The organism is Sphingomonas sp. HF-S4 (assembly GCF_032911445.1).
Lineage (GTDB): Bacteria > Pseudomonadota > Alphaproteobacteria > Sphingomonadales > Sphingomonadaceae > Sphingomonas > Sphingomonas agrestis.
In genome coordinates, this window is record NZ_JAWJEJ010000001.1 from 2874360 (window position 1) to 2898843 (window position 24484).

Annotated in this window: 18 protein-coding genes; 6 read left to right on the forward strand and 12 right to left on the reverse strand. The window is 67.4% G+C overall.

All coding sequences use genetic code 11. The annotated features are described in order from the left end of the window. A complete protein-coding gene (locus tag RZN05_RS13015; protein WP_317227032.1) occupies positions 1–378 on the forward strand; it encodes a hypothetical protein in 378 nt (125 codons plus the stop codon). 253 nt (positions 379–631) lie between these two features. Here the strand turns inward: RZN05_RS13015 and RZN05_RS13020 are convergent, their stop codons facing one another. The 7 genes from RZN05_RS13020 to RZN05_RS13050 form a co-directional block, all read right to left on the reverse strand. Further along, positions 632–1015, reverse strand: a complete 384-nt coding sequence (locus RZN05_RS13020) for a VOC family protein (protein ID WP_317227033.1) — start codon at positions 1013–1015, stop codon at positions 632–634. Between the two features lie 14 nt (positions 1016–1029). Next, positions 1030–3777 carry a [protein-PII] uridylyltransferase gene (locus tag RZN05_RS13025; protein WP_317227034.1) on the reverse strand — a complete coding sequence of 916 codons (2748 nt, stop codon included), beginning with the start codon at positions 3775–3777 and terminating at the stop codon, positions 1030–1032. A gap of 56 nt (positions 3778–3833) precedes the next feature. After that, on the reverse strand, positions 3834–4643 hold the full coding sequence (locus tag RZN05_RS13030; RefSeq protein ID WP_394804823.1) for a ferredoxin--NADP reductase: 810 nt from the start codon (positions 4641–4643) through the stop codon (positions 3834–3836). Positions 4644–4690: 47 nt separating this feature from the next. Further along, positions 4691–5089, reverse strand: coding sequence for a hypothetical protein (locus RZN05_RS13035; RefSeq protein ID WP_317227036.1), 399 nt, complete (start codon positions 5087–5089; stop codon positions 4691–4693). A 125-nt stretch (positions 5090–5214) separates the two neighbouring features. Continuing rightward, complete coding sequence (grpE, locus tag RZN05_RS13040) at positions 5215–5778, reverse strand: nucleotide exchange factor GrpE (RefSeq protein WP_317227037.1); 564 nt, start codon at positions 5776–5778, stop codon at positions 5215–5217. A 13-nt stretch (positions 5779–5791) separates the two neighbouring features. Beyond that, a complete protein-coding gene (gene hrcA, locus RZN05_RS13045; RefSeq protein ID WP_317227038.1) occupies positions 5792–6835 on the reverse strand; it encodes a heat-inducible transcriptional repressor HrcA in 1044 nt (347 codons plus the stop codon). Positions 6836–6993: 158 nt separating this feature from the next. Then, a complete protein-coding gene (locus RZN05_RS13050) occupies positions 6994–7491 on the reverse strand; it encodes a DUF6438 domain-containing protein (protein WP_317227039.1) in 498 nt (165 codons plus the stop codon). Between the two features lie 98 nt (positions 7492–7589). Between RZN05_RS13050 and rph the strand changes: the two genes are divergently transcribed. Further along, the gene (gene rph / locus RZN05_RS13055; protein ID WP_317227040.1) at positions 7590–8303 is read left to right on the forward strand and encodes a ribonuclease PH; all 714 of its coding nucleotides are present in this window, start codon (positions 7590–7592) and stop codon (positions 8301–8303) included. Continuing rightward, on the forward strand, positions 8300–8944 hold the full coding sequence (gene rdgB / locus RZN05_RS13060) for an RdgB/HAM1 family non-canonical purine NTP pyrophosphatase (RefSeq protein ID WP_317227041.1): 645 nt from the start codon (positions 8300–8302) through the stop codon (positions 8942–8944). The genes rph and rdgB overlap by 4 nt, the downstream gene beginning before the upstream one ends. A gap of 113 nt (positions 8945–9057) precedes the next feature. On the opposite strand, the gene RZN05_RS13065 is transcribed toward rdgB, so the two are convergent. The 3 genes from RZN05_RS13065 to RZN05_RS13075 are packed head-to-tail and all read right to left on the reverse strand — an operon-like array spanning position 9058 to position 15645. Beyond that, the gene (locus RZN05_RS13065) at positions 9058–11763 is read right to left on the reverse strand and encodes an exo-rhamnogalacturonan lyase family protein (protein ID WP_317227042.1); all 2706 of its coding nucleotides are present in this window, start codon (positions 11761–11763) and stop codon (positions 9058–9060) included. A gap of 9 nt (positions 11764–11772) precedes the next feature. Further along, a complete protein-coding gene (locus RZN05_RS13070; protein WP_317227043.1) occupies positions 11773–12459 on the reverse strand; it encodes a DUF6250 domain-containing protein in 687 nt (228 codons plus the stop codon). Between the two features lie 30 nt (positions 12460–12489). After that, a complete protein-coding gene (locus RZN05_RS13075; RefSeq protein ID WP_317227044.1) occupies positions 12490–15645 on the reverse strand; it encodes a TonB-dependent receptor in 3156 nt (1051 codons plus the stop codon). A 279-nt stretch (positions 15646–15924) separates the two neighbouring features. Here RZN05_RS13075 and RZN05_RS13080 point away from each other — a divergent pair, with 279 nt between their 5' ends. Continuing rightward, a complete protein-coding gene (locus tag RZN05_RS13080) occupies positions 15925–16713 on the forward strand; it encodes a peptidoglycan-binding protein (RefSeq protein ID WP_317227045.1) in 789 nt (262 codons plus the stop codon). A gap of 116 nt (positions 16714–16829) precedes the next feature. Further along, complete coding sequence (locus RZN05_RS13085) at positions 16830–19790, forward strand: ATP-binding protein (protein ID WP_317227046.1); 2961 nt, start codon at positions 16830–16832, stop codon at positions 19788–19790. Here RZN05_RS13085 and RZN05_RS13090 read toward each other — a convergent pair. Then, positions 19744–23166: a Dyp-type peroxidase gene (locus RZN05_RS13090; protein WP_317227047.1), complete on the reverse strand. Its 3423-nt coding sequence runs from the start codon at positions 23164–23166 to the stop codon at positions 19744–19746. The genes RZN05_RS13085 and RZN05_RS13090 overlap by 47 nt on opposite strands. Before the next feature lie 326 nt (positions 23167–23492). Between RZN05_RS13090 and RZN05_RS13095 the strand changes: the two genes are divergently transcribed. Next, positions 23493–23741, forward strand: coding sequence for a hypothetical protein (locus RZN05_RS13095; protein ID WP_317227048.1), 249 nt, complete (start codon positions 23493–23495; stop codon positions 23739–23741). Positions 23742–23748: 7 nt separating this feature from the next. Here the strand turns inward: RZN05_RS13095 and RZN05_RS13100 are convergent, their stop codons facing one another. Next, positions 23749–24435 (reverse strand): Crp/Fnr family transcriptional regulator, encoded by a 687-nt coding sequence (locus tag RZN05_RS13100; protein WP_317227049.1) that lies wholly within the window; start codon positions 24433–24435, stop codon positions 23749–23751. Positions 24436–24484: the final 49 nt, after the last annotated feature.

Consider the following 24484-nt stretch of genomic DNA (forward strand, 5'->3'; position numbering starts at 1 on the left):
ATGGGAATTGAACCGAGTCTGGCCGCGCTGATCGCGCTATCGGGACTTCAGCAGGCACCGGCCCCGCAGGCCCAGGTCCAGCTCGACCCACAGATCATCGCGCAGGCCGCAGACCGCTGCATGGCAACGCACGCCGTGCGATCCAGCAGAACCAGCACCGACGACGAAGCGATCTATGCCCAGGCGCGCCTGTCCTGTGCCCCGCTCAACGACCAATTGGCCATCGCGCTTCGGGCCCGGCTCGCCCCGGCGCAGGCAGCCGAAGCCCTGCGCACCCTAGATGCGCAGGCCAAGCCGAATTTCATGGCAATGATCGCCCGGATCCGGAGCGACCGCGCCCGGCACGACGCTGGCACCGCAGGTATCCCCGCGAAATAAGTGGCAGCGGCGATGGCGCGGCGTGACCTGCGCCGGTGACGCGCGCAGCCAGCCAATCCCAGCTCCGACTAAGCCTCTGCTTCGCAGAGACTAGGTCTGCGCAACCATCATCGGGTGAACAGCGCCCCGCGCTGTTCAGGCCCTGCCGGGGGCATGGCCGACCCGATGATCCCCTTCGGGGGCGAGGGAAATATAGCTGAATGTCGATACAGCCCTGAGCGGACCGAGCGCAAACGCCCCACCGCGCCGCATCTCAACCGGCGGGCGGTTCCCACAGCTCGATCGGGTTGCCTTCGGGATCGTGGATGCGGGCGAAGCGGCCGGTTTCGGGCGTGTCCCATTCGTCCTTGGTGGTGATCGCGATGCCGAGCGCATTGAGTTGCTCGAGCAGGCCGTCCAAGTCGCGGACGCGGAAGTTGAGCATGAACTGCTTGTCCGCAGCGAAATAGTCGGTGGTCGCCGTGAACGGCGAGAACACCACCGCCCCGGGCTCGGGGAACCAGAACCAGTCGCTCGACTGACCCTGCTCGTCCTTGCCGCAGCCGCCGCCAACGCCGAGTGTCTCGCGATACCAGGTCGTCAGCCCCTCGGGATCTGCCGCGCGAAAGAAGAAACCGCCTATTCCGATCACCGGCATGCTTGTCCCCCTGTTCAGGCTGCCTGGGCGATATCCTGCCCCGACGCCGCTTCGAGCAATCGTCGCTCGATCGTCTTCAATCGTGCCGCACTCTCGATCTTATCGCCGATAAGATCGGTCAAGTAAAAGGTGTCCACCGCGCGCTCGCCATACGTGGCGACGTGTGCCGAATGGATTGTCACTTTCGACTGGAACAGCGCGAAGGCGAGGTGGCAGAGCAACGCCGGGCGATCGCGCGCATTGACTTCGATCACGGTGAAGCGGTTCGACGCCTTGTTGTCGATCAGTACATTGGGCTCGATCAGGAAGGCTTCCGCGCGGGGACGCGGCAGCGGCCGCGTCTTGAGCCGGTCCTGGAGCTTGGTGCGATTGGCGAGCGCGTCGGCGATGCTCGCCTTGATCCGGTTGAGCCGGGCTTCCTCGTCGAACGGGCGGCCGAGCGGATCCTGGACGAGGAAATTGTCGAGCGCCATGCCGTCGCGCGTGGTGTGGATGCGCGCGTCGATGATGTTGCCGCCCGCGACATGGATCGCGCCGGCGATGCGATAGAACAGCCCGGGATGGTCCGAGGCATAGACGCTGACCAGCGTGGCGCCGCGATCGGGATAGACCTGCGCCTCGATCGAGAGTTGCTGGTCGCCCGCGGCGTCGATCTGCCGCGCGTTGCGCTCGAGCACGTCGAGCGGCTCGGCGATCCAATAGGGCTCGGTGAGCTTGCGCTGGAGCGCCGCCATCCGCGCGTCGTCCCAGCCGAGGATCTCGGCGAGCGCGGCCTGCTTGGCGGCGACCCGTTCGCTGCGGCCCTTCTGCTTGTGGCCCAAGCGGAGGACTTCCTCGGCAGAATCGAACAGATTGGTGAGGAGCTGGCGCTTCCAGCTGTTCCACACGCCTGGGCCGACCGCGCGGATATCGACGATCGTCAGGAGGAGCAGCAGCCGCAGCCGCTCGGGGCTCTGCACCTGCGCAGTGAAATCGAGGATCGTCTTGAAGTCCGACAAGTCGCGCTTGAACGCCGTCGCCGACATCAGCAGGTGCCAGCGGACCAGCCACGCGACGGTCTCGGTCTCGGCGGGGCTGAGGCCGAGGCGTGGGCAGAGCCGCTCGGCGACTTCGGCACCGAGGATCGAATGGTCGCCGCCGCGGCCCTTGGCGATGTCGTGGAGCAGCACCGCGACGTAGAGCGCGCGGCGTTGCGCGACCTGCTCGAAGATGCCGCTGGCGAGCGGATGATCTTCCTGAAGCTCGCCCTTCTCGATCGCGTTGAGCAGCCCGATCGCGCGGATCGAATGCTCGTCGACGGTGTAATGGTGGTACATGTCGAACTGCATCTGCGCGACGACGCGGCCGAAATCGGGCACGAAGCGGCCGAACACGCCGGCCTCGTTCATCCAGCGCAGCACGAGCTCGGGGGTGCGCGGGCTGGTGAGCACGTCGAGGAACAGCGCGTTGGTGCGCGGATCGCTGCGGACATCGTCGACCAGCCGCGCGTCGCGCGTCGCGGCGCGCACTGCGGTCGGGTGGATCTCCAGCCCGTGCAGGTCGGCGAGCTGGTAGATTTCGAGCAGCCGGACGGGGTCTTCCTGGAAGAAGCTGTCGCGCGGCAGGGCCAGCCGGCCGCGTTCGAGCATGAAGCCGTGGAGCTTCCGGGGCGTCTTGAACATCCGCGGTAGCCCGAAGCGCGAACCGCGCGCGGCGAACTTCTCGTCGAGATGCGCGAGGAACACGCCGGTCAGGTCGCCCACCACCTTCGCCTGGAGGAAGTAGAAGTGCATGAAGCGCTCGACCTTCGACTTGCCCGGACGATCGGCATAGCGCATCCGCTCGGCGATCTCGGGCTGGACGTCGAAGGTGAGGCGATCCTCGGCACGGCCGGTGAGCAGGTGCAGGTGGCAGCGCACCGCCCAGAGGAAATTCTCGGCGCGGCGGAACTGGCGGTATTCGAGCGGGGTGAGCAGCCCGGCCTCGACCAGTTCGGCGGGCTCGCGGACATTGTAGGCGTATTTGCCGATCCAGAAGAGCGCGTGGAGATCGCGCAGGCCCCCCTTCCCTTCCTTGACGTTGGGCTCGACGACGTAGCGGCTATCGCCCATCCGCTTGTGCCGCGCATCGCGCTCGGCGAGCTTCTGGGTGATGAAATCGCGCGCGGTATCGGCCTGGACCTCGGCCTTGAAGCGCCGTGCGGCCTCGTCGTAGAGCGCAGTGTCACCCCAGACGTAGCGCGCCTCGAGCAAGGCGGTGCGCACGGTGATGTCGGCCTTGGCCTGGCGGACCATCTCGTCGAGCGAGCGCGACGAATGCCCGACCTTGAGCTGCATGTCCCACAGCGAATAGAGCATCGATTCGATGACCTGCTCGCACCAGCCGGCGACCTTCCAGGGCGTGAGGAAGCCGATATCGATGTCCGAATGCGGCGCCATCTCGCCGCGGCCATAGCCGCCCACCGCGATCAGGGTGAGCCGCTCGGCGGCGCTGGGATTGGGGTTGGGGTGGAGCCGCTGGGTGGTGAAGTCCCAGAGCAGGCGGAGCAGCTGGTCGATCAGGAACGCGCCGGCAGCCGCCGTCTCGTGCCCGCGCGAGGGGTGTTCGGCGAGACGGCGCGCGATCTCGGCCTGGCCGATGTCGAGTGCGGCCTTGAGCTCGACCGTCGCGGCATGGCGGAGCGCGGCGGCGTCCTTCGCCTCGAGCCCGGCAAGGCGCTCGGCGACGGCCCGCCGGTCGATCAGGGCGCGGCGGTTGGGGACGGAATCGAAGCGCGAGGACATAGGAGGGAGATAGGGGACGTGGTGCCGTGCGTCACCCTTCTAAAGCCCTCCCGGGTTCACCCCACGAACGCGCGTTCGACCACGAACGTGCCCGGCTTGTTGTTCGAGCCCTCCTCGAAGCCGTGGGCTTCGAGCATCACCGAGAAGTCCTTGATCATCTCGGTGCTGCCGCAGAGCATCACGCGGTCGGTCTCCGGATTGAGCGCGCTGTCGCCCGACACCGGGGCCTTGAACAGCCAGCCATTCTCGATCAGCTGACCGATCCGACCACTGGTGCGGAAGGGCTCGCGCGTCACCGTCGGGATATAGTGGAACTGGAGCAGCGCCTGGTCCGCCACCAGCGGATCGCCGGCGAGCTGCGCGGTGAGTTCGTCATGATAAGCGAGGTCGCTCACCCGGCGGGTCGAGTGGACGATGACGACCTGGCTGAACAGATCGTAGATGTCGGGATCGCGCGCGATGCTGAGGAACGGCGCGAGGCCGGTGCCGGTCGAGAGCAGGAACAGCCGCTTGCCCGGGAGCAGCGCATCGGCGACGAGCGTGCCGGTGGGCTTCTTGCCGAGGTAGAGCTGGTCGCCCTCGCGGATCAGCTGGAGGCGCGAGGTCAGCGGGCCGTCGGGCACCTTGATCGAGAGGAATTCGAGCTCGTCCGACCAGGTCGGGCTGGCGATCGAATAGGCGCGCATCAGCGGCTTGCTCTCGCCTTCGAGCCCGATCATCACGAACTCGCCCGAGCGGAAGCGGAAGCTCGCCGGGCGCTCGATCGCGAAGCTGAACAGATGCTCGTTCCAGTGCCGCACCCAGCGCACCGCGCAGGTCTGGAAGGCGGCATGCTCGGGAAGCAGCTGGGGCGGGCGGGCGTGCATGTTCATGGAAAGAAGCGATTCCTGAGTCGTGACGTGATACACCTCGCTCAGGCCGCAAGGGCTTGGGCGATGCGCGTGGCGGCGAATTGAAGCGTGCGCTGTGCCTCGGGCTTCACCAGCGCTTCGACGATATTCTGGACCACGATTTCCTGCCCTTTAGCGGCCGCAGCGTGAAGTGCCAGCAACAATGCCTCGTCATCGCCCAAGCTGGGACATCCGACCGTGCGGAATTGGAGCGAGCAGATGCCCTCCCGATCGAGCAGCATCATCGCGACGTTGAAGTCGGGCAGGATCGCGCCGAGCCGCCGCGCCGCGAGCGCCGGGCCCAGCGCGGCGCAGGGGCAGCGCCCGCCGCGCATCGCCTCCACCCATTGCCGCATCGCCCAGACGAGCAACGCATCGCCGGGCGCGAGTTCGGTCACGGTTCGATCGAGATATTGATACACGCCGCGATCCCGCTGCCGGCCGCCGATGCGGGCCGGGGTCGGCTCTAGCGTTCGTTGCGAATGATTTGCAATAGCGGATTTAATCTAAAGCCCCTCCCTCTCAGGGGAGGGGCTTAGAAGAAAGTTCAATCCGGCTTCTTGGCGACGCCGACCAGTGCCGGGCGGAGCAGCCGGTCCTTGATCATGTATCCCGTCTGGATTTCCTGGACGACGGTGCCCGGCGCGGCATCGGCCGAGGGGACTTCCATCATCGCCTGGTGGCGATTGGGATCGAGCGTCTCGCCGACCGCGACGATCTTCGAGATGCCGTGGCGCGCGAATACCGAATCGATCTCGCGGCCCGTCGCCTCGAGCCCAACGACCAAGCCCTTGAGCTTGTCGTCCTCGCGCAGCTCGGCGGGAATGGCCGCGAGCGCGCGGCTCAGATTGTCCGACACCGAGAGGATGTCGCGCGCGAAATTGGTTGCGGCATAGGCGCGGGCGTCCTGCGCCTCCTTCTCGGCGCGGCGGCGGACATTCTGCGTCTCCGCCTGGGCATACATCACCGCGGCCTGCGATTCGGCAAGCATCGCCTCGAGCTCGGCAATCCGATCGTGCTCGGCGACTTCGGGCGCCGCCTCGGCGGTTTCCTCGCGAAGGCTGGTCTCTGCGTCGTTGGTATCCGCGCTCATTTCATTCTCGTTCGACATGGTTTCCTGTTCGTCAGGCTAGCAATCGGGCCAATGTGGCCGCCGTGAAATCCACCATGGGCACGACGCGCGCATAGTTCAACCGCGTGGGGCCGATCACGCCGACCACGCCGACCACACGGCCGTCGAGCGCGCGCACCGGCTTGGCGATCACCGACGACCCCGACAACGCAAAGAGCTTGTTCTCCGATCCGATGAAAATGCGCGTCGCCTCGCCTTCGCGCGCACTATCGAGCAGGCGGGCGATCTCTTCCTTGCCCTCGAGTTCGTCGAGCAGCCGGCGGACGCGATCGAGATCCTCGGCGGCGGCGGTGTCGATCAGCCGCGCCTGGCCGCGGACGATCAGCACCGGGCGGCGATCGCCGTCCTCGCTCCATACCGCGAGCCCGCGCTCGACCAGCGTCGACGCCGCGCTGTCGAGCGCGGCGCGCTGCCGGCCGAGATCGCGCTCGATTCGCGCGCGCGCCTCGGCCAGCGTGAGGCCGGCGAGCATCGCGCTCATATAATTGGCGGCCTGCTGGAGCGAGGCCGGATCGACACCGCCGGGCAGCTCGACGACGCGGTTCTCGACCGATCCGTCCTCGCCGACGAGCACGGCGAGTGCGCGGTCGTGGCTCAGCGGCACGAAGCCGAACTGGCGCAGCACGGGCTCGGCCTTGGGCACCAGCACGAGGCCGGCGCACGACGACAGGCCCGAAAGCGCCGCGGTGGTGCTCGCCAGCGCCTCCTCGATCGGCCCGGTCTGGCCGGCGCGCAATTCGATCGCGGCGCGCTCCTCCGCCGAAGGGGCGCTCGCCTGCATCATGCCATCGACGAACAGGCGCAGCCCGGTCTGGGTGGGCATACGGCCGGCGCTGGTGTGCGGCGACGCGAGCAGGCCGGCTTCCTCGAGATCCTGCATGACGTTGCGGATCGAGGCGGGCGAGAGGTTGAGCGTCGAGATCTTCGAGATCGTCCGCGAACCGACCGGCGCGCCGTTGTCGAGATAGGATTCGACCACGATCCGGAACACGTCGCGCGCGCGATCGGTGAGTTCGTGGATCGGGGGCGTGGTCATGGGTTCTTATGTAGCGAAGGCGGCGTCGGGCTCAACTGGCTGGCGTGCATCCCCTCCCCCGACCCCTCCCGCTTCGCGGAAGGGGAGCGATGAAATCCAGCGATCACCCTTGTCGCTCCCCTCCCGTTTACGGGAGGGGTCGGGGGAGGGCCTGACGACTATGGCCGCGGCCCGATGAACTCCTGGATCGGCAGCAGCTCGGACGCATGGCCCAGCGCGTCGGCCATCGCGGCGTTGTCGCGTCGGCAGCCATAATAGAAATGCAGCTTCTGGCTGTCGCCGATCGCGCGGGTCCAGCGGACCTCGACGCTCGGCATGTCGGTCGGCGCATTGCCGCAATTGGGGGTGCCGTGCGAATAGCGAACCTCGCCACTTGCCGGACGGTAGGGGGCGAGCTTGGCGGCGAAGGCATCATATTGCGCGCGGCTCAGCGTGAAGGCCCGCTCGCCGGTCACCGCGGTGAAGTTCTTGCCTTCGAACACGCCGCTGCCGTTGGGACTCACCGTCACGGCATAGACCGGGCAGCGGCCGAAGCACGGGCCGGTCTCGTAGGTGATCGAATCGCCTTCGATCGGGGTCAACACATCGGGCCGCTCGGGCGCGACGCAGCCCGCCAGCGCCACCGCTGCCACACCGATGATCATCCAGTTGCGCATAGTTTCCTCCGCTCGCCTGCCCTACTAACGCGCGCCGGCTTGGTTCCCGGCGCGACACCGTCTAGGTGGCGCCAACCAGTTTGCAGGAGAATGAACCGATGCGCCCCTCCGGCCGCGCCCCCGACGAAATGCGTGCGATCACGATCGAGCCCAATTTCACCCGTCACGCGGAAGGATCGGTGCTGATCGGCTTCGGCGAGACCCGCGTGCTGGTCACCGCGAGCATCGAAGAGCGTATCCCGCCCTGGCTGCGCGGCAAAGGCGAAGGCTGGGTCACCGCCGAATACGGCATGCTGCCGCGCGCCACCCATACGCGCAGCGCGCGCGAGGCGGCCAAGGGCAAGCAATCGGGCCGCACCCAGGAGATCCAGCGGCTGATCGGGCGCTCGCTGCGCGCGGTCACCGACCTCAAGCTGCTCGGCGAGCGCCAGATCACGCTCGACTGCGACGTGATCCAGGCCGATGGCGGCACACGCACCGCAGCGATCTCGGGCGCCTGGGTGGCGCTGCGCATCGCGACCAACAAGCTGCTCGCCGCCGGGCTGCTCGAGAAGGATCCGATCCTCACCCAAGTCGCGGCGGTCTCGTGCGGGATCTACCAGGGCAATCCCGTGCTCGATCTCGACTATGACGAGGACAGCGCCGCCGATGCCGACGCCAACTTCGTGCTGCTCGCCGACGGCAAGATCGCCGAGGCGCAGGCGACCGCCGAAGGCGCGACCTATGACGAGGAAGGGCTGCTTCGCCTGCTCCGTCTCGCACGCATCGGCTGCAACCAGATCTTCGCTGCGCAGTTGAAAGCCGTAGGATGAGCGGCGAAGGCGAAGTCTCTAAGGGGGTTGGGCCCCAGGCGATCCGCAAGCTGACGCCCGGCAAGCTGGTGATCGCCAGCCACAACCCCGGCAAGGTGCGCGAGATCAAGGCGCTGCTCGGTCCCTATGGGATCGAGCCGGTATCTGCCTCCGAGCTCGATTTGCCCGAGCCCGACGAGACGGGCACGACCTTCGTGGCCAATGCCGAATTGAAGGCGCTGCAGGCTGCCGATCTTTCGGGGCTGCCCGCCCTGGCGGACGATAGCGGGCTGTGCGTCGAGGCGCTGGGCGGCGATCCGGGAATCTTCTCGGCACGCTGGGCGGGCGAGACCAAGGACTTCGCCGTCGCGATGCGGCGCGTCGAGGACAAGCTTGCCGCACTGCCGCCCGAAACCGGCCGCGACGCCCATTTTGTCTGCGCGCTGGCGCTCGCCTGGCCCGACGGCCATGTCGAATGGTTCGAGGGCCGCGCCGACGGCGTGCTGGTCTGGCCCCCGCGCGGCGAGCACGGGTTCGGCTATGATCCGGTGTTCGTGCCCAATGGCCACGACGTCACCTATGGCGAGATGGATCCCGAGGCCAAGCATGCGATGAGCCACCGGGCGGATGCGTTCCGGCAATTGGTAAGCGCGGTTTTCTAAATCGCAGTCGGGAGTTCACGCCCATCCGTTCGCTTCGAGCGTAGTCGAGAAGCAATGTGTCTCGACTTCGCTCGACACGAACGGGTTAGGGAATTCGTCCCGCCACTTCCTCGTCAGGGCCGATACGTCGGCCCCTGCTCCGGATTCGCCTGGTCGGTCCGCGGCGCGCGGGTCGGGACAGGCACCGTATCCAGCGCCTCGGGGATCAGCGCCAGCGTCTGGATCGCGGCGAGGCCCCATTGCGATGCGCCGTTGGTCGAGACGCCGGGCCATTCGACCACCCCACCGGGCAGCTTGATCCGCGGGTCCGCCGCCATGCGCTGCCCCGCCTCACCCGAATAGAATTCCTCGGCCGCGCGCTTGGCGAGCGCCGCATCGCCGGTCGCCTTGGCGACATAGGCGGTGAGGCGCGAATGGCCCTGCTTCAAGTTGCGCCCGCCATAGGGACGGTTGAACTTCGCCGCCCATTCGTCGCGCGGCGCGTTGAACCAGCGGCAATAATCGAGCCATGCCGTACGGAAACGCGGCACGTCGATCAGCGCGATCAGCTCGGACTGGATTTCGACCGCGCCGAACACTGCGTTGAGGTGCGAGATGCCGATATTGTCGCGGACCAGGAAGCGCCCGCTCTTGAGATCGTAGGGCGCGCCGCCGGTAAGCCAGCCATTGGGCATCCGGCCGATGCTGTCCATCCCCGCGGCGATGCGGTCGCGCCATTTCCGCTCGCCGGTGCGCTCCCATTCGGTGAGCCACGCGCCTGCGCACACCGCCCAGGTGGTGCCGAACGCCATCTGGATCACGCCCTCGGGCAGATCCTCCTTGGGCGCGCCGGTCTTCCGGCCGATCTCGACATGCTGGAGCGTCTCCTCCGAGTCGATCAGTGCGCGCATCAGGTCGCCGACGCGCTCGTCGGCGGTGAGATAATAGAAGATGCGCCGGTACGCCGCGTTGCTGACGCGCGGCTGCTTCGAGCTGTCGCTCCAATGCTGGACGCCGTGGCGCGTGCCGAGCCCCTTGAAGCGGCCCATATGGTAGGTATCGACTTCGCCGGTATGCCGCGTCATCGCCTCGGCGAGCCGCCAGGTCCTGGCATCGCCCGAGCGCAGCGCCGCGTACCAGAGCCAGAGATCGGGCGAGAGCTCGGAGTTCGCCCAGGCGAAGCCGCCGATGTCGTACTTCCACTGGTGCCGGTCGCTGTCATAGCTGTGCATCACGTCGCCATGATCCCAGAAGCCGTACCAGCTGCGGCGATCGACTTCGCCGTCGTAGAAATCGATCAGGTTTGCGAGTTGGTCCTCGATCCGCGCCCGTGCCGGCGTCGAGCGATCGGGCAGCCCCCAGTCGCCGAACACGCCGGCGGCGTGGAGATGCGCCGGGTCGGCCATCAGCTGCGGGGGCGTCGCGGCGGCGCGGGCGAGTGCCTGGAGCCGGGGCGTCGCGGGGGTGGCGTCGAATGCCCAGAGCATCAGCTCGCTGGTGCGTGCGATACCCTTGGCGTCGTCCCAGCCCGGCTCGTAATCCTCATAGGTGATGTCGAGGCCTTCGTTCTGCGCGGCGAAGCTCTCCATCCCCATCGTGCCGTGATAGGGGCGGACATCCATCGGCCTGGCCTCGGGCGACCAGAGCCAGGCAGTGAGGCTGGCGGTGTCGCTGGCGGCGCCCAGGATATCGAGCTGGGTCGGGTGGCGCTGCCAGAAGTACCGCGCGCTGATCCCCGCCCCGCCCTGCGGCGAGCCGACATAGCCGAAGCCCGGCGCGCGTCGGCCTTCGTCGCCGTCGATCCAGCCATGGCCTTCGCCGGTGCGCTTGGTGAGGGTGAAGCCGTTGGCGGAGAGCTGGGCGAGGCTGAAGTCGCTCCACGCCGGGATGCGCTCGAGCAGCTTGCCCACCGGATCGCGCATTTCCGCGGTAACCGCCTTGCCGGCGACCTGTGCCTCGCGCACCGCCTTGCCCGGATCGCGGCGCAGCCCGGTGAGCGGACGCACCGCCTCGGCGAACATCGCGTCTTCGGCGGTGGCGAGGCGGATGTGGCGATCGTGCAAGGCCCCACGCATCGGCACGTCGGTGGCGATGCCGAGCGCGGAGATGTGGTCGGTCGCCTCGATATCGAGGACGAAGCTGTGGACGATGCGCAGCGCTTCCGACCCGGCGTAGGCATAGAGCCGGACGACGAAGGGGAGGACCGAGCGCCCGCCGCCCTGGTGCGTGCCCTCGAGCCGCACCACTGCGCGGACCGGGCCCTTCTGCTCGACCACCGCTCGCTCGATCGTGCCGGTCAGCGCGATGCGCTCGCCTTCGGGCGAGCCGGCGCGGATCTCGCCGAGCAGGCGGGCATTGGCGAGCAGGGTGCGCTCGCCGTTCTTCGCCGAGCGGATCGCGGCGGGACCGCTCTTGGCGACGTCCCATTCGAGCGCGCCCGAGCGGATCAGGATCGCGTCGGCGGTCTCGCGTACCGAAACCGGCGCAGCAGGCAGCGCCGGGCGGCCCTTGGCGACGACGAGCCCGTCGCTCCCCTGCCCCGCGGCCACGGCATGCGCGGTCCATTTGATCGACCCGTCGGGCCAGAATGCCGTCGGCCAGCTCTGCGCGGGCACCTCGCCGCCCGCGCCGCGCAGCGTCAGCGCCTGCCCCTTGGCCAGCGCGCCGCGCGCCCAGGCTAGGCCGAAGGTCTGGCCCGTATGGAGTTCGGGTACAGTGCCATCGATCCAGCGGATCGACGCCTCGACGGGCTTGCCGCGCCGCGATTGCGCCAGCGCCGGGCCTGTGATTGCGGCCGACAGGATCGTCCCGGCCATCATCGTCCGTCGCGTGACGCGCATGTTGCTCTCCTATGGTTTTCCGATGCGCACGTTGCGGATGCGCAAATGGCTCTTGGTGGTGCGCAGCGCGAACCAGCCGCGCTTGTAGGCCTGCGCGTCTTCCAGCTCGAAGATCCGCCGCCCGTCGCGCTCGACGGCGATGTGGCGGCCGTCGGCGATCAGCCGCACGTGCGTCCAGCGATTGGCGACGAGCAGGTTCTCGGCGCCCTTGAGGTCGTGCCCGGGCAGCAGCGGCCGGTTGCCGGGCTCGCCGATGTAGCGGCGGAAGCGGGTGGTGGTGTTCCGGTTGCCGCCGATGCCGACATAATAGGTCTGGAGGTCGTCATAGCCGGCAAACGCGCCCGAGCGCCTGGCCGCGAACACCGCCCCCCCCTTCGCGCGGGGATCGCGCGCCATCCAGAAGGCATTGAGGTCGCTGACTTCGTCGTTGGCGCCACCTTCGGACACCGCCAGCGCCTCGAACTCGATCGCCACCGGGCCCTTCAACTCGCGCTTGTACCAGAGCGACAGCCCAGCGGGGGTCTCGATATCGATGACGGGGCCCAGGCTGACGAACGCCGCCTGCTCGGCTTCGATCTTCCAGTCGGAGGCGCCGGGCGTAACCACCGGCCGCGCAACCGGCGCGCAGCCCGCCGCAAGCAGGCATCCGGCCAGCGCGGCAAGGCGCAACGCCGGGATGCGCTTATGCCCGGCCACAGGCAGCAAGTTCGGGCCGGGCGACCGGCATCACAGCTTCCACTGCATGCCGACGAAGATGCGCTGGCCGGGATAATTATATTCGACCGGCTTGGTGGCATCGATGTAGGTCTGGCTATATTCCTTGCCCAGGTTCAGCCCCTCCACCCAGACGCTGTACTTGTCGGTCAGGCGGAACATCACCTTGGCATCGATGAAGGTCTCGCCCTTGCGGAAGATCGGGCTGTTGTCGAAATTGGCGTCCGACGCTGCCGCAAGCCAGTCGCTACGACGGTTGTACGAGATACGGGCGTTAAGGAAGCCCTTATCGTAGAACAGGCTGCCGTTGTAGGTGTACTTCGACAGGCCCGGATAGCCATCGAGCGCTTCGCCGGTCGACTGATTGATCAGTCCCGAATTGAGCACGCGCGCAAAGGTGAAGTTGCCCCCCGCGCCGAACCCATCGAAAGGTGCCGGCAGGAAGCTGAACACGGTCTGCGCGCTGACTTCAATGCCGTCGAGCTTGGCGCCAAACGCGTTGACCGGCTGGCGCACGGTGTAGGTGGTACCGTCGTGGTAGAGATCGACCCCGGCGCGCGTCACGTTGGGGACGATGAAGCTCTTGATGTCCTTGTAATAGTAACCGACGCTGACCAGCGTATCGCGGTTCGGATACCAAGAAGCGTTTACGTCGAACTGGTCGGCGCGATAGGGCTGAAGATCCGGGTTACCTGCAACGCAGGTATCATCGACACCGAGCGCGTCTAGCGTGTCGATCGTGCAGTTGATCGCCGGCGCGAGGTCCGTGGGCTTGGGGCGCGCCATGTTCTTGGCATAGGTGCCGCGAACGAACAGATTGGGCACGACCTCGAGATTGAGGTTCACGGCGGGCAGCCAATCCTCGTACTTGTTCTCGATCGTGATTTCCTGAGTGAGCGCCTGTACTGTCTCGGTGACCGCGGGGATGCCCGGCACGCCCGTCCCGGGGCGGATGCGGATCTCGTTGCGGCGGTTGGTGCCCATCGCCCGGTCGCGCGTCTTGGTATAGCGCACGCCGACATTGCCGGTGAGCTTCATACCGAGCAATTCCTGTTCGAAGTTCGCCTTGAGATAGGCCGAGGCGATCTGCTCGTCGATGACATAGGCCGGAATCTGCGGAAGCCCGTTGGCGTTACGCACCAGCGCCTGGGTGAAACGCGACAAGTCGTAATAATTGCCCAATTCGGGCGCAAACTCGGCGAAACCGATACGGCTCGGCGCGCCCGACGGCGCTCCCTGCAACCCGGTGAAAAGCGGCGAGCCGCCATTGACCACCCCGGTCTGCGCGAGGAACGCCTGATACTGCGCCTGAGTCCAGTAATAAGTGTCGGCGGCCGGGCCACTCGCGGGCACCGGCCCGATCACCGTATTGTAGCTGACATTCGCCGTGCTCTGGAACACCGCCGGGGAACCGACGATGCCCGCCGCGGGCACGGCCGGGACCGCAGCCTGCAGCAGACGGCCGCCGCCGCCCTGATAGCGGAAATAGCGCTGATCGCGGAACTGGCCGCCCCATTCGATCGTGGTGAACGGACCCCACCCGAGCTCATAGTCCATGTCGAGCTGCGCCAGCTTTTCGTTCGAGCCCTCGTCCGACGGACGGTATTGGACCGTCGGCCCCGCTTGGACGAGCGCCTGGCCGTTCGCACCATTGCGCGCGACTCCATAGTCGGCGGCATTGGCCGGATCGAAGCTCGACGGGAAGCCGAACACCGGCAGGCCGAGCTCGTTGCGGCGATCTACGGTGATGCCGCCTACGCCAGTGCTGAGCGCAACTAGATTGGTATTGTTGATCAGCTGCGCCTTCGAATAGGCACCGAGCCCGCGGACCTTGAGCCGATCGAGATCCCAGTCGAACCCGGTCTGATAATATTGAGTGAACTGGTCGTAGTCGAAATTGCGACGCTGAACGCTGACGATGCTGTTCGCACCGTTATAGTTGGGCGCCGAAGCCGTGCCGACATTGACGCCGTTGAGCGCCAGCGTCGAGCTGGTGACGACGTGATCCTCGATCGTAAAGGTGCCGTTGGTGATCCGCGGGCGGGATGTGGCGCCAGCAGCGTTGGCCGGCAGCGCCGCGTCGTAATTATACCGTTCGAACCGGTCGGCGTTGATCGAATAATTGATGTCGCGGAGCTGCTGGCGCCGCTTGTTCATCTGGCCCTGCACCCAGAAGTTGAAATTGTCGGTGGGGCGGAACTGGGCCTGCAGATCGACCGAGGTACGATAATCGCGCCGATCGAGCGAACGATAGCGGTAAATGGTGGGCGCCCAGTCGAAAAACTGGGTCTCGCAGGCGAGGCGGTTGGCGGTAGCAACCGCCGCGGTAGCGCCGGTCACGCCCGCGCAGCTTTCATAGGTATTGAAGCCAGAATAGGCCGAATTGGCGATCGTCTTCTCCGTAGAGCGATCAAAATCGGCGATCCGCTTCCAATTGGTATTCGCAGCGAAATCCGAGCGCGTATCGACCGCGCTGTGCGTCACGTTGACGATGAAGCCGAAGCGGCCGTCGAGCAGGTCGCCGCGGCCGGCGAGGAAATTGAGGCGCGGCTGCCACGTCTCGGTCAGGTCGAGGCGCTGACCCTCGGCCTTGATGCTGAAGATCGGATCCTTGAGATCGAGCGGGCGCCGCGTCTCGACCGAAACGGTGCCGCCGATGCCGCCCTCGGGCAAATCGACCATATAGCCCTTGTAGACGTCGATCGATTTGACCAGCTCGACTGCAAGCTCGCGGAAGTCCCCGCCGCGGCCACCGGTCGCGCTTTGCTGGCTGACGCCGTTGATCTGAACCCGGTTGAGATCGGGCTCCACGCCGCGGATCGAAACCTGCGTACCCTCGCCGAACTCGCGGCTGAGTTGGACGCCGGTAATGCGGCTGAGCGCCTCGCCAACATTCTTGTCGGGGAAGCTGGCGATGTCGTCGGCGACAATCGAGTCGACGACAGTGCCTGAATTCTTCTTGCGGCCGATCGCCGACTGGAGGCTGGCGCGGGTGCCGGTGACGATAATCGTGTCGTTGTCGCCCTCGGCCGCCTGATCCACTGAGTCCGCGGATTGGTCGACCGGATCGGCCGGCGCGTCCTGCGCGAGCGCGGCGGGCGAAAGCACGAAGGCGGCTGCCATCGCGGCAAACGAAACGCTGTTACGAACGCGGATACCCTTACGCATACTCTCTCCGACCCAGTTGGACGGCCCCGCAGGCCGTGTGCCGATTCCTCGGCTTGTGGTGCGTCGAATAGCAGCGACGGGCATGATTGAAAGCAAAATTGACTACATATGATAGTTGCACTCACATTGTGGGATAAATGCCACATGTGTTTGCGCCGGCTTGCTCTAGCGTGACAAGACTCACGAACCGAGCGTGGGACACTCCACCGGACGCAGGTCGGGGAGATGCCATTATCGCGGCAGCAGAGACGCGAAGCGCGCCTCGTTAGGAGCAGCGACATGTCTGATCTCACTCAACTCGTCAGCATCCCGGCCGGGATCAACCCGCAGGTATCGAGTGCCAAGCAGGCGACCATGCTCGCATTGCTCGGCAATCCGCGTTCGAGCTATGACGCGAGTTGCCGCGAAGTTACCAACGCCCCGCTCGCCGCGATGATGGTGACACGCACGATCGCGCCGATCCGCGTGCGCGGGCTCAAGCCCGCCCTCGATTCGCTGGAAACTATATTTGCGGACATCAAGGCGCAGCAGCCGCGGGTGCACGCGGCGCTCGGCACCGCGGGCATGCTGTGCGCGCGCCTGGTGCGCGGCTCCGCCACCGCGATCAGCAACCATAGCTGGGGCACCGCCATCGACCTCACGATCGACGGCGACCTCGACACGCGAGGCGATGGCCGGGTCCAGTTGGGACTGACGCTGATCGCGCCGATCTTCAACCGGCACGGCTGGTTCTGGGGGGCCGGCTTCCGCACCGAGGACGGCATGCATTTCGAGGCGGGCGATGCCCTGATCCGCGAATGGCACGCAAAGGGACTGTTCTCTGGCGCGCCGGCCGTTGCACCGCCGCCCGCGCTCAGCCTCGGCGATCGCGGCCCGGAAGTGGTAGCGTTGCAGGAACAACTGAGCCTGCTGGGTGCGTCGCTGCAACCGGATGGCGAATTCGGCCCGGCGACCCGGGCGGCGGTGATGGCGTTCCAGGCCGGGCATGGCTGCGCGGTCGACGGCATCGTCGGCCCGAAGACGGCGAGCCGCATGAGCGAAGCGATCGAGACGCGCCAGGCTGCCTGACCCAGGCCGCCTGACAATGTGCTGATTTGGGCAAAATCGGCTGTACGTTGCGTTGCAGGAAGCCTGTTGCGCGCCCCGCGAACCCGCTAGGATCGGGCAGTTCGCGGGGGGTGGCCATGAATACGCCCAAAGTCTCCAAGGGGTTCGACGAAAGCAACCGAAGCTTCGTAACGCTTGCATTCACCGATTTGTGCGGATCGACCGAACTGGCCAACAGTCTCGACCCCGATGTCTTTGCCGCGGTACTTGGAACCTTGCATGACGCCGTCCGGCAAATCGTCGCGCAACATGGCGGGATCGTCTCGCAAGTCTATGGAGACGGCAGCCTTTCGGTGTACCAAGGCCCCGGGAGCAGCGAACGCGCGCTCGCCGCGACGCTAGCCGTCCATGCCGCAGCGCGCGCGCTGGTCCTGCCGCGGGAAACGCCCAGGGCACGTCTGGTCATGCACAGCGGCGTCCATGCGGGACTGGTGGTGACCGGCACACGCGGTGCCGAATTCGGCACCATCGGCGTGATCGGTCGGGCGACCGGAGTCGCGGCGCGCCTCTCCGCCTCGGCCCGTCCCGACGAGATACTGGTGAGCCAGCGCACGCTCGGCCCGACCGACATGAGCCTCCGGATCGGGCCGGTTCGCCTGGTGGTGGTGAGCGGGGCGAGCGACCAGATCGCGGCGGTGCCCGTGCTGGGCCCCCGACCCAGCGACGAAGCCGTGCACCCGTTCACGCGTGGACGCCGCACGCCGCTGGTCGGCCGCGCCGACGCGCTGGAAGCGATCGCCCACGATCTCTTCGCTTATGCCGGGGCTACGCCCCTGTGCATCGCCGTCACCGGTCCGCCCGGCCAGGGCAAGTCGCGGCTGTCTGAGGAGATCGAGCTGCGCGCGGCCGAGGTTCCGGCCGTGGTGCTGCGGGGGGCCGCCGTGTGGCAGGAGGCGGCAAGTACACTGCAGCCGTTCCGCGAGATCGAAGCCGCCGCAGCCCGGTTGCTCGGCGAGGCATCGCAGACGAGCGGCGACGACGACGACCTGACGGTGCTGGGCGAAGCCGTGCTGGATCGGCTGCAACGACTGGCGCGGCAGCGCCGCATCCTGCTGATCCTCGACGACTGGCATTGGGCGGACAGCGCCTCGCTCCAGCTTCTGGGCCGCGTGCGCTCGCTGGATGCCGGCATCGCCATCCTGCTCCTGTCACGCGAGGCCGCGCCGGGCGAACTGCCCCTGGCCGCGGACAAGGTGATCGACCTGCCCCCGATCGCCGAGCCGCCGTCGGTGGCGCTGGTGCGGCGGCTCCGCCCCGAGCTCGACACGCTCGATTGTCTACGGGTGAGCCGGCTGGCCGGCGGCAATCCCCTCTACCTCGAGGAGCTGTGCCTGATCTCGGCGCGGACGCTCAACGACCTGCTCGCGGGGGAATCGAATTCGGACGAGATCGGCCGCATTGCAGCGATCATCGAGGCACGTGTCCGCGCGCTGCCGCCTGACCTTACCGAGGTGTTGCAGACCGCCGCAGTGATGGGCGGCGATTGCGCCGCGTGGATCCTTTCGCGGCTCTGCGGGATCGCGCCCGGTTCGCCCGCACTCGTGCGGTTGGGCGAACTTGAGTTGCTGATTCCCTCGCTGACGCCAGGCAATCTCCGCTTCAAGCACGGTATCACCAGGAACGTCGTCTACCAGCTCACCCATGTCGATCAGCGCCGCGCGTTACACAGCAAGGTGGCTGAGCTGATCGAGCATCAGGAGCCCGATCCCGGTATCGATCGCGACGAGCTGCTCGCATGGCATTATTACGAGAGCCGCCAGTTCGAACGCGCGATCGTCCACGCCGAACGCGCCGGCGACCGAGCCGTCGCGGCCGCCTCGATCGATCGCGCGCAATTGCACTATGGCCGCGCGCTCCGGGTCGTCGATCAGCTATCGGACGAGGCGAGCCATGCCGACCATGTCCGCCTGATCGGCAAATACGGCTACGCCTGTGTCTACGATTCCGACCGCAGCCAGCTCATCGTCTTCGATCGCGCCGCGCGCGCGGCCGCGGCGCGGGGCGACCGGGAGGGGGAGGCAGTGGCACGCTTCTGGTACGGGTTCGTCTGCCACGGCAGCGGCCAGGCGAGCCGCGCGGTGGCCGAGCTCGATCGCGCCGTCGATCTGCTTCCGCCAGCCGGGCAATCGGCCTTCGCGGTGCAGCTTCGCGCGACGCAAGGCCAGGCACTCGCCGCGGCAGGGCGCTACGAACGGGCCGCGCCGCTGCTCGACGCCGCAATCGACGTCAAGCGCGCGCACCGTTCGGGACGCAACGTCTCTGTGGGCACGGCCTATTCGCTTGCGCTCAAGGCGGCGCTGCTCGCCGATACGGGGCACTTCTCGCAGGCGCGCGCGCTGATCGACGAAGCCGTCGGGCTGATCGCGGGCGTTTCACACCCGGTGGAAGGATCGGTGATGGGCTGGAGCGCGGCGGTGCGCTACTGGCAAGGCGATTGGGCGGGGCTGCTGGAGACCGCCCGCAGGGGCTGCGACGTCGCGCTGCGGATCGAGACGGTGTACATCCACGCGATCAGCCGGGCCTTTGCGAGCTATGCCCAATGGCGCCTGACCGACGCGGAGGATGCGGCGGAAGAACTCGCGGACGCCGTGGCCTGCATGGCCGACCGCGGCAAGGAACTGGCGCTTTCGATCGCCTATGGCTGCCTGGCGGACATGGAGGCAGCACGGGGCAACGTCGCCGCAACCCGAGCCGCGGTCCGCCAGGCCTATGCGCGGGCGCGCGCGGGCGAGCCGTTCGGGATGCCGGTGGCCGCGCGCGCCTGGGCACGACTGTGCGCGGCGGAGGATCCTGGCCGCGCGCGCCGCATGCTGCTGCACGCCCGCGGCAATGCGCGCCGGCGCGGCGCGCTGCACGAGCTGGCGCGATGCGACGTAGCCGAAGCGGCGCTGGGCCTGGTTCCCGCCGCCGTCGCCGCGACGCGGCTCGCACAGGCGGCGGCGGCGTTCGAACGGATGGGGATGACGGAGGACCTGCGCCACGCCCGCACGCTCATGGGAACGGCCGAAGCTCTGCCATCGCTGCGGGTTGGGAGGTGAAATTGCCGGACTCGGCCATGCCGGCGACCAGGCCCAGGATGATGCCGTCGGCCATCGCATGCGCCGGGCAGCCGTGCGCGGTCGAGCGCCCTTCACTCGCCCTGCCGAACGGAATGTCGCGATCGACCGCCCCGTTCGCGTTTCGCTCGCGGCTGGCGGCCTCCAGCGAGAAGACGATCCTGTCGCCCTTGCGCAGTGGAATTTCGCCGAGCATCACACCGTCGGCTGCCGCGGTGCGCCACAATAGTTCGGGGATCGGCGTCTTCAGGAAGATCTTGTCGGTAGCGGGGCGCAGCAACGCGAGCGCGCTTGCGTGGCCCTGATCGGATGTTGTGCGCCACTGCCGCTGCACCGGATCGAAGCTGCCGTCCTTCAGCATGTCCGATACGATCCGCAACGCATTGCCCGCCACCGTTGGCACCGCGCCGATCATCGATCCGACCAGCACCCGCGCGAGATCCGCATCGGTGGGATAGGCGGTCTTGTCGGCTGCGATCCGGCTGGACACGCTGCCCGTGAGCGAACCGCGTCCGACAGTCCCGATATGCTCGGCGACCGCGGCTACGCTGGCCTTGCCCTGGATAACCGCGAGCCGCTCCGTCTCGGGGGTTGGAAACGGATTGAAGGCATAGCGCGACGGATTCCAGAAATCGCCAGGGAAGCGCGGCTTGCGCGCCGGGGGCATTCGCCAGTCCTGGGGCCCGAGTTCGACCTGTGTACCGTCGGGGACGTCGAACCAGCTTTTGGCGAGCATGCCGAGCAACGGCTCGATCAAGTCCTTGATCAAGTCGACCGCGACGACCGGGGCGGAGCGCAACTGGAATATCTTGCCGAGTATCTGCTTCGTCGCCTCGCGCGCGGCATCGAAGGCCATCTCGGACGTGACCGACGCGAGCGCCTTGTTCGCCGTCCCCGCCTCCCCGTGATAGTCGGGGCCGCTCGGGTCCATGCCGAGATGGAACAGGCCGATCGTCTCCCGCATCCTCGCGCCGGCACCGGCGTTCGAGAAGCGCGCGCCATCGTCGCGAAGGATTTCAAGGATCCGCGCGTGGCTGGCGACGAAATATCCCAACGGCGTCTGGAGGATGCCGCCACGATCCGCCTGGATCGCCGCGAATAGCGGTGCGCGCGCATCGGCTTCGGAGATGACCCGCTCCCAGACTTCCGCCGAGGCACCCTGGAGTCTGGCGAGAAGCTTGCGCCCGGCGGCGGTGCGTTCGTCCGAAGCCGGGGACTGGCGCTGCGCCACGATGGGAGTGGCGATCCCCTGAATGGCGCCGAGCGACGGCGCGAACAGATACAGCGACCAGGACAAGCCGATCACGCCGCGCTGCGGATCGGGCAGCTGGACGCGATGAACGGTGCCCCCATGCAGGAAGCGATAGGTCCTGCCCCCTGCCCCTGTCGGCGCCCCCGCGAGCGGATCGGCGAGATAGGAGCCGACGCGCGTGCTGTTGCCGCCATTGACCCAGCCGAGGACGCGCTCGTACTGCTCGGCCAGATCCGCGCAATAGGCCATGAAGAACGCGCCGCGCTCGCCGCTCTCGGCGGAATCGCGCGGTGGGCCGAACGACATGCCCCGCCGCATGATCCGCGGCACGTTGCCCCGGCGAGGATTGGCGCGGCGGACGTGCGAATCGAGCGGGCACACGGCCCCGCACTCATCGCCGTCATAGACGAAGTTGTTGGCGCCATAATTTGCCGCAAGGGGTTGTCCGTCCGCCCGGCGGCCCATCAGTTTTGCGGCGAGCAGATCGGGATCGTGCAGCGCGGGGCAGGTATCCCCCGCGATCAATGCGTCGAAGCGTGCACGATCGATCGGCATCCGGCGCACGGCCAGGAAGCTGCCGTCCCGCCAGAATTCGTCGAGCGTAACCTCACCGCGACCGACCAGAAGGGCGCCCGGTGCGACGGCATCCGACCACGGCTTGGTCTCCGGTCCGTCGAGCAGAGGCTGACTGAGTCCGTCCTCGAAGCCGAGATGATCGACGCCGCCGCCGGGTACGGCCGGAGCCAGCGCCTCCACCGCCAGCAGCTCGAGGCCGGCCAGCCCGGCGAGCCGGCCGATCTCCGCAGCCAGCGGATGGCCGGGATCGTGGATGTCGGCAGGGCCGTTGGACGACACGCGAAGCTGGACGAACAGATCGACCTGGTCGAGCGCAACCCTCGCTTCGGGATCACTGCCCCAGTTTCGGCGCAGCGATCGCCATTTGCTGGGATGGAATTCGCGCAAATCGCCGGCCGCCGCCGCCCGCGCCGCGGCGCCTTCGCGGAACGCCGCCGGTGCCTGCGCCAGCGACCCCGCTGGTATCTCGAGCCGCTCGAGCCCGCGGAAGGTGAAGGCGACATTGCGGAAGATGCCGTGCTCCGGCATCGCCGTTTGGCCGGTCGGGATCAGCGTCGCGAGTGCGGCACGCGCAGCCACCGGCTCGGCCACCGCCAGGAAGATAGCCGCGCCGTGCGTGATGGTCTCCTGGTCGAAGCCCTCCGCCACGCCGCGCTGGATATTCGCAGGATCGTGGGCGTCGGCGGTGTGTTCGGGAGGCACAGCATCGACCCTCTGGCGATACCAGGAAAGCTCGGCGGCGTAGGCCGCCTCCAGCGGCGGCGGAAAGCTGCCCGGATCGACGAAATGACCCTCGATCATGCCGCGCGTCGCCCGGATCAGCGTCTTGGCGTCCTCGCCGAGCCCTGCCTGAGTGACGTCGGTCGTCCAATAGCGAGTGAGCCGGTACATTGCGAGGATCACCCGGATCGCCTGGTCCACCGCCGCCGCAGGCGCGCGCAGCCTGACTTCCCTGCTGAGCTCGGTCGCGCTACGGCTGCAGAAGCCGGTGAGCAGGCGGTCGGCGGCGGCGGCATCCACTTGTTCGCGCCCGGCACGCTCCGCCTGGCTCAGCCCGGCCAGGTCGCAGACCGTCAACGGAGTCGCGCTGTAGAAATAATGCGACGCGCGCTGGTTATCCCGGATCCACTGCTGCCATTCGTGCAGCGGCGTGTCGCGCGCCAGCTTGTAGTCGGCACAATGGCAGCACAGCAGGTCGAGGAAGGGCCCCGCCTCCTTCCACAGTGCGCGCATATAGCTTTCCCATCCGAAGTCGAACGTGACCGAGAGACGCATTTCGTCTTCCTCCGCCGAGAGGCGGAAGGAGTGGATCTGTTCGAGCCGTTCGATCGGGTCGGCGAACGCCGGTTCGGTGAGGGCCTCTCGTGCACGCTGCCGGATTGCGAAAATGGCCTGGAAGGTGCGGGCCAGGCGTGCCCCGGGCGTCATCGACTCGTCCGCCTGGATGAGCCCAGGGCGCCATGGCGCCGCGACCACGAGATCCGATGTCGGGCCGATCGACAGCGATCGGACAGGCTGTTTCGTCGCCATTCGTCTAATCCCTAAAAATAGACAAACTACGCAACGCGCCCAGGCGGGCTCGACCCGGACGGCTCGATCATAGCGGCCATTTCACGCGATACTGTTGTAAATCCCACATTGCCCATGTGCGTTTACGCAGACTGTAGCGACGCGGCTTCGCCCCGCGGGAACGTGGTCCAAATCACCGAGTGCGCGTGGCAGACCGTACCGTCGTGACGGCGCCCCTAGGCCATAGCTGCCGGCCTGCCGGCCGACCGTTCGTCCGCGGCTCCCCGCAGCGGGAGCGCGCATCCGCGCATCGGGGTCGCGCTTCACAGGCCGGAGGAAAAGCGCCGATGTCATTTGATCTTTCCGCCAACGAACAACGCCAGCTCGCGACCGCTCTGGGGGCCCTGGACGTCTCCGCACCGGACATGATCGCGCTCCCCGATGCATCTTCCCGCGAACTCTTCTGCCGCTATTGGCCGATCGCAAGGCAGATCCTCGGCCTGCTTCGCGACCTGCCGGTAACCCCTGGCCCCGTGCGGGCGGCGATCGCGCTGACCACTGCAGCCGGAGACGCCACGGCGCGAATCCTGGGCTGACCCCGGCTCAATGCTCGGCGGAGATCGCCGATGCCGCCAACCGGCCCAGATCGACGACCTCGATCCATCGCCGGCCGTGCCGCAGGATTCCCTCCTCGGCCAGCAGGTTGAGTTCGCGCGTGACGGCCTCCCGATGGGTGCCGACGCGGCTCGCGATCTCGGCATGGGTGGGCGCCGGGCTGATCCGGATCAGCGTGTCTTCCGCGAGATGCGCATTCGCGAGCCGCAGCAGCTCGCAGCGGATGCGATCGCCGACGCTCAGCGCGCTCAGCTCGAACACCTGGTCGGTAAGCCGCCGGATCGATACCGCCATCCGTCGGGCTAGCCACAACGCGGCGGCGGGCGAATCTTCGAGGCATCGCAGGAAATCTGCCTGGGCCATGCGGGCCAGCGTCACCTCGGTTGCCGCGATCACGCTCGCCGATCGCGGCTGATCGTCGATCGCCGCCAACTCACCGAACATCGCCGGCGCCCGAACCGTCTGCACCGTCACAATGCGCCCATCGGGCGAATACAGCACGACGTGAACCTCCCCCGACGAAAGGAAGAAAACGTCCTTGGTCGTCTGGCCGACCGACAACAGCATGCGATTGCGCAACGCGGAGATGGTGCGGAGCCGCACTGCCACTTCCCGCCGCAACGCCGGCGTGACGAGACCGAGCAATTCGCCTTGCGCCGTCGCTTGCTCCGCCATCGCCCCCCGCAGTCCGCGAACATCGTCCCTAGTGCCCTGCGCCTAATCC

Coding starts and splice junctions, on each gene's coding strand:
- RZN05_RS13080 (WP_317227045.1), top strand. CDS start 15,925: ATGTCTGATCTCACTCAACTCGTCAGCATCCCGGCCGGGATCAACCCG.
- RZN05_RS13100 (WP_317227049.1), bottom strand. CDS start 24,435: ATGGCGGAGCAAGCGACGGCGCAAGGCGAATTGCTCGGTCTCGTCACG.
- RZN05_RS13025 (WP_317227034.1), bottom strand. CDS start 3,777: ATGTCCTCGCGCTTCGATTCCGTCCCCAACCGCCGCGCCCTGATCGAC.
- RZN05_RS13050 (WP_317227039.1), bottom strand. CDS start 7,491: ATGCGCAACTGGATGATCATCGGTGTGGCAGCGGTGGCGCTGGCGGGC.
- RZN05_RS13015 (WP_317227032.1), top strand. CDS start 1: ATGGGAATTGAACCGAGTCTGGCCGCGCTGATCGCGCTATCGGGACTT.
- RZN05_RS13030 (WP_394804823.1), bottom strand. CDS start 4,643: ATGCACGCCCGCCCGCCCCAGCTGCTTCCCGAGCATGCCGCCTTCCAG.
- RZN05_RS13090 (WP_317227047.1), bottom strand. CDS start 23,166: ATGGCGACGAAACAGCCTGTCCGATCGCTGTCGATCGGCCCGACATCG.
- RZN05_RS13075 (WP_317227044.1), bottom strand. CDS start 15,645: ATGCGTAAGGGTATCCGCGTTCGTAACAGCGTTTCGTTTGCCGCGATG.
- RZN05_RS13065 (WP_317227042.1), bottom strand. CDS start 11,763: ATGCGCGTCACGCGACGGACGATGATGGCCGGGACGATCCTGTCGGCC.
- rdgB (WP_317227041.1), top strand. CDS start 8,300: ATGAGCGGCGAAGGCGAAGTCTCTAAGGGGGTTGGGCCCCAGGCGATC.
- rph (WP_317227040.1), top strand. CDS start 7,590: ATGCGCCCCTCCGGCCGCGCCCCCGACGAAATGCGTGCGATCACGATC.
- hrcA (WP_317227038.1), bottom strand. CDS start 6,835: ATGACCACGCCCCCGATCCACGAACTCACCGATCGCGCGCGCGACGTG.
- RZN05_RS13020 (WP_317227033.1), bottom strand. CDS start 1,015: ATGCCGGTGATCGGAATAGGCGGTTTCTTCTTTCGCGCGGCAGATCCC.
- grpE (WP_317227037.1), bottom strand. CDS start 5,778: ATGTCGAACGAGAATGAAATGAGCGCGGATACCAACGACGCAGAGACC.
- RZN05_RS13085 (WP_317227046.1), top strand. CDS start 16,830: ATGAATACGCCCAAAGTCTCCAAGGGGTTCGACGAAAGCAACCGAAGC.
- RZN05_RS13095 (WP_317227048.1), top strand. CDS start 23,493: ATGTCATTTGATCTTTCCGCCAACGAACAACGCCAGCTCGCGACCGCT.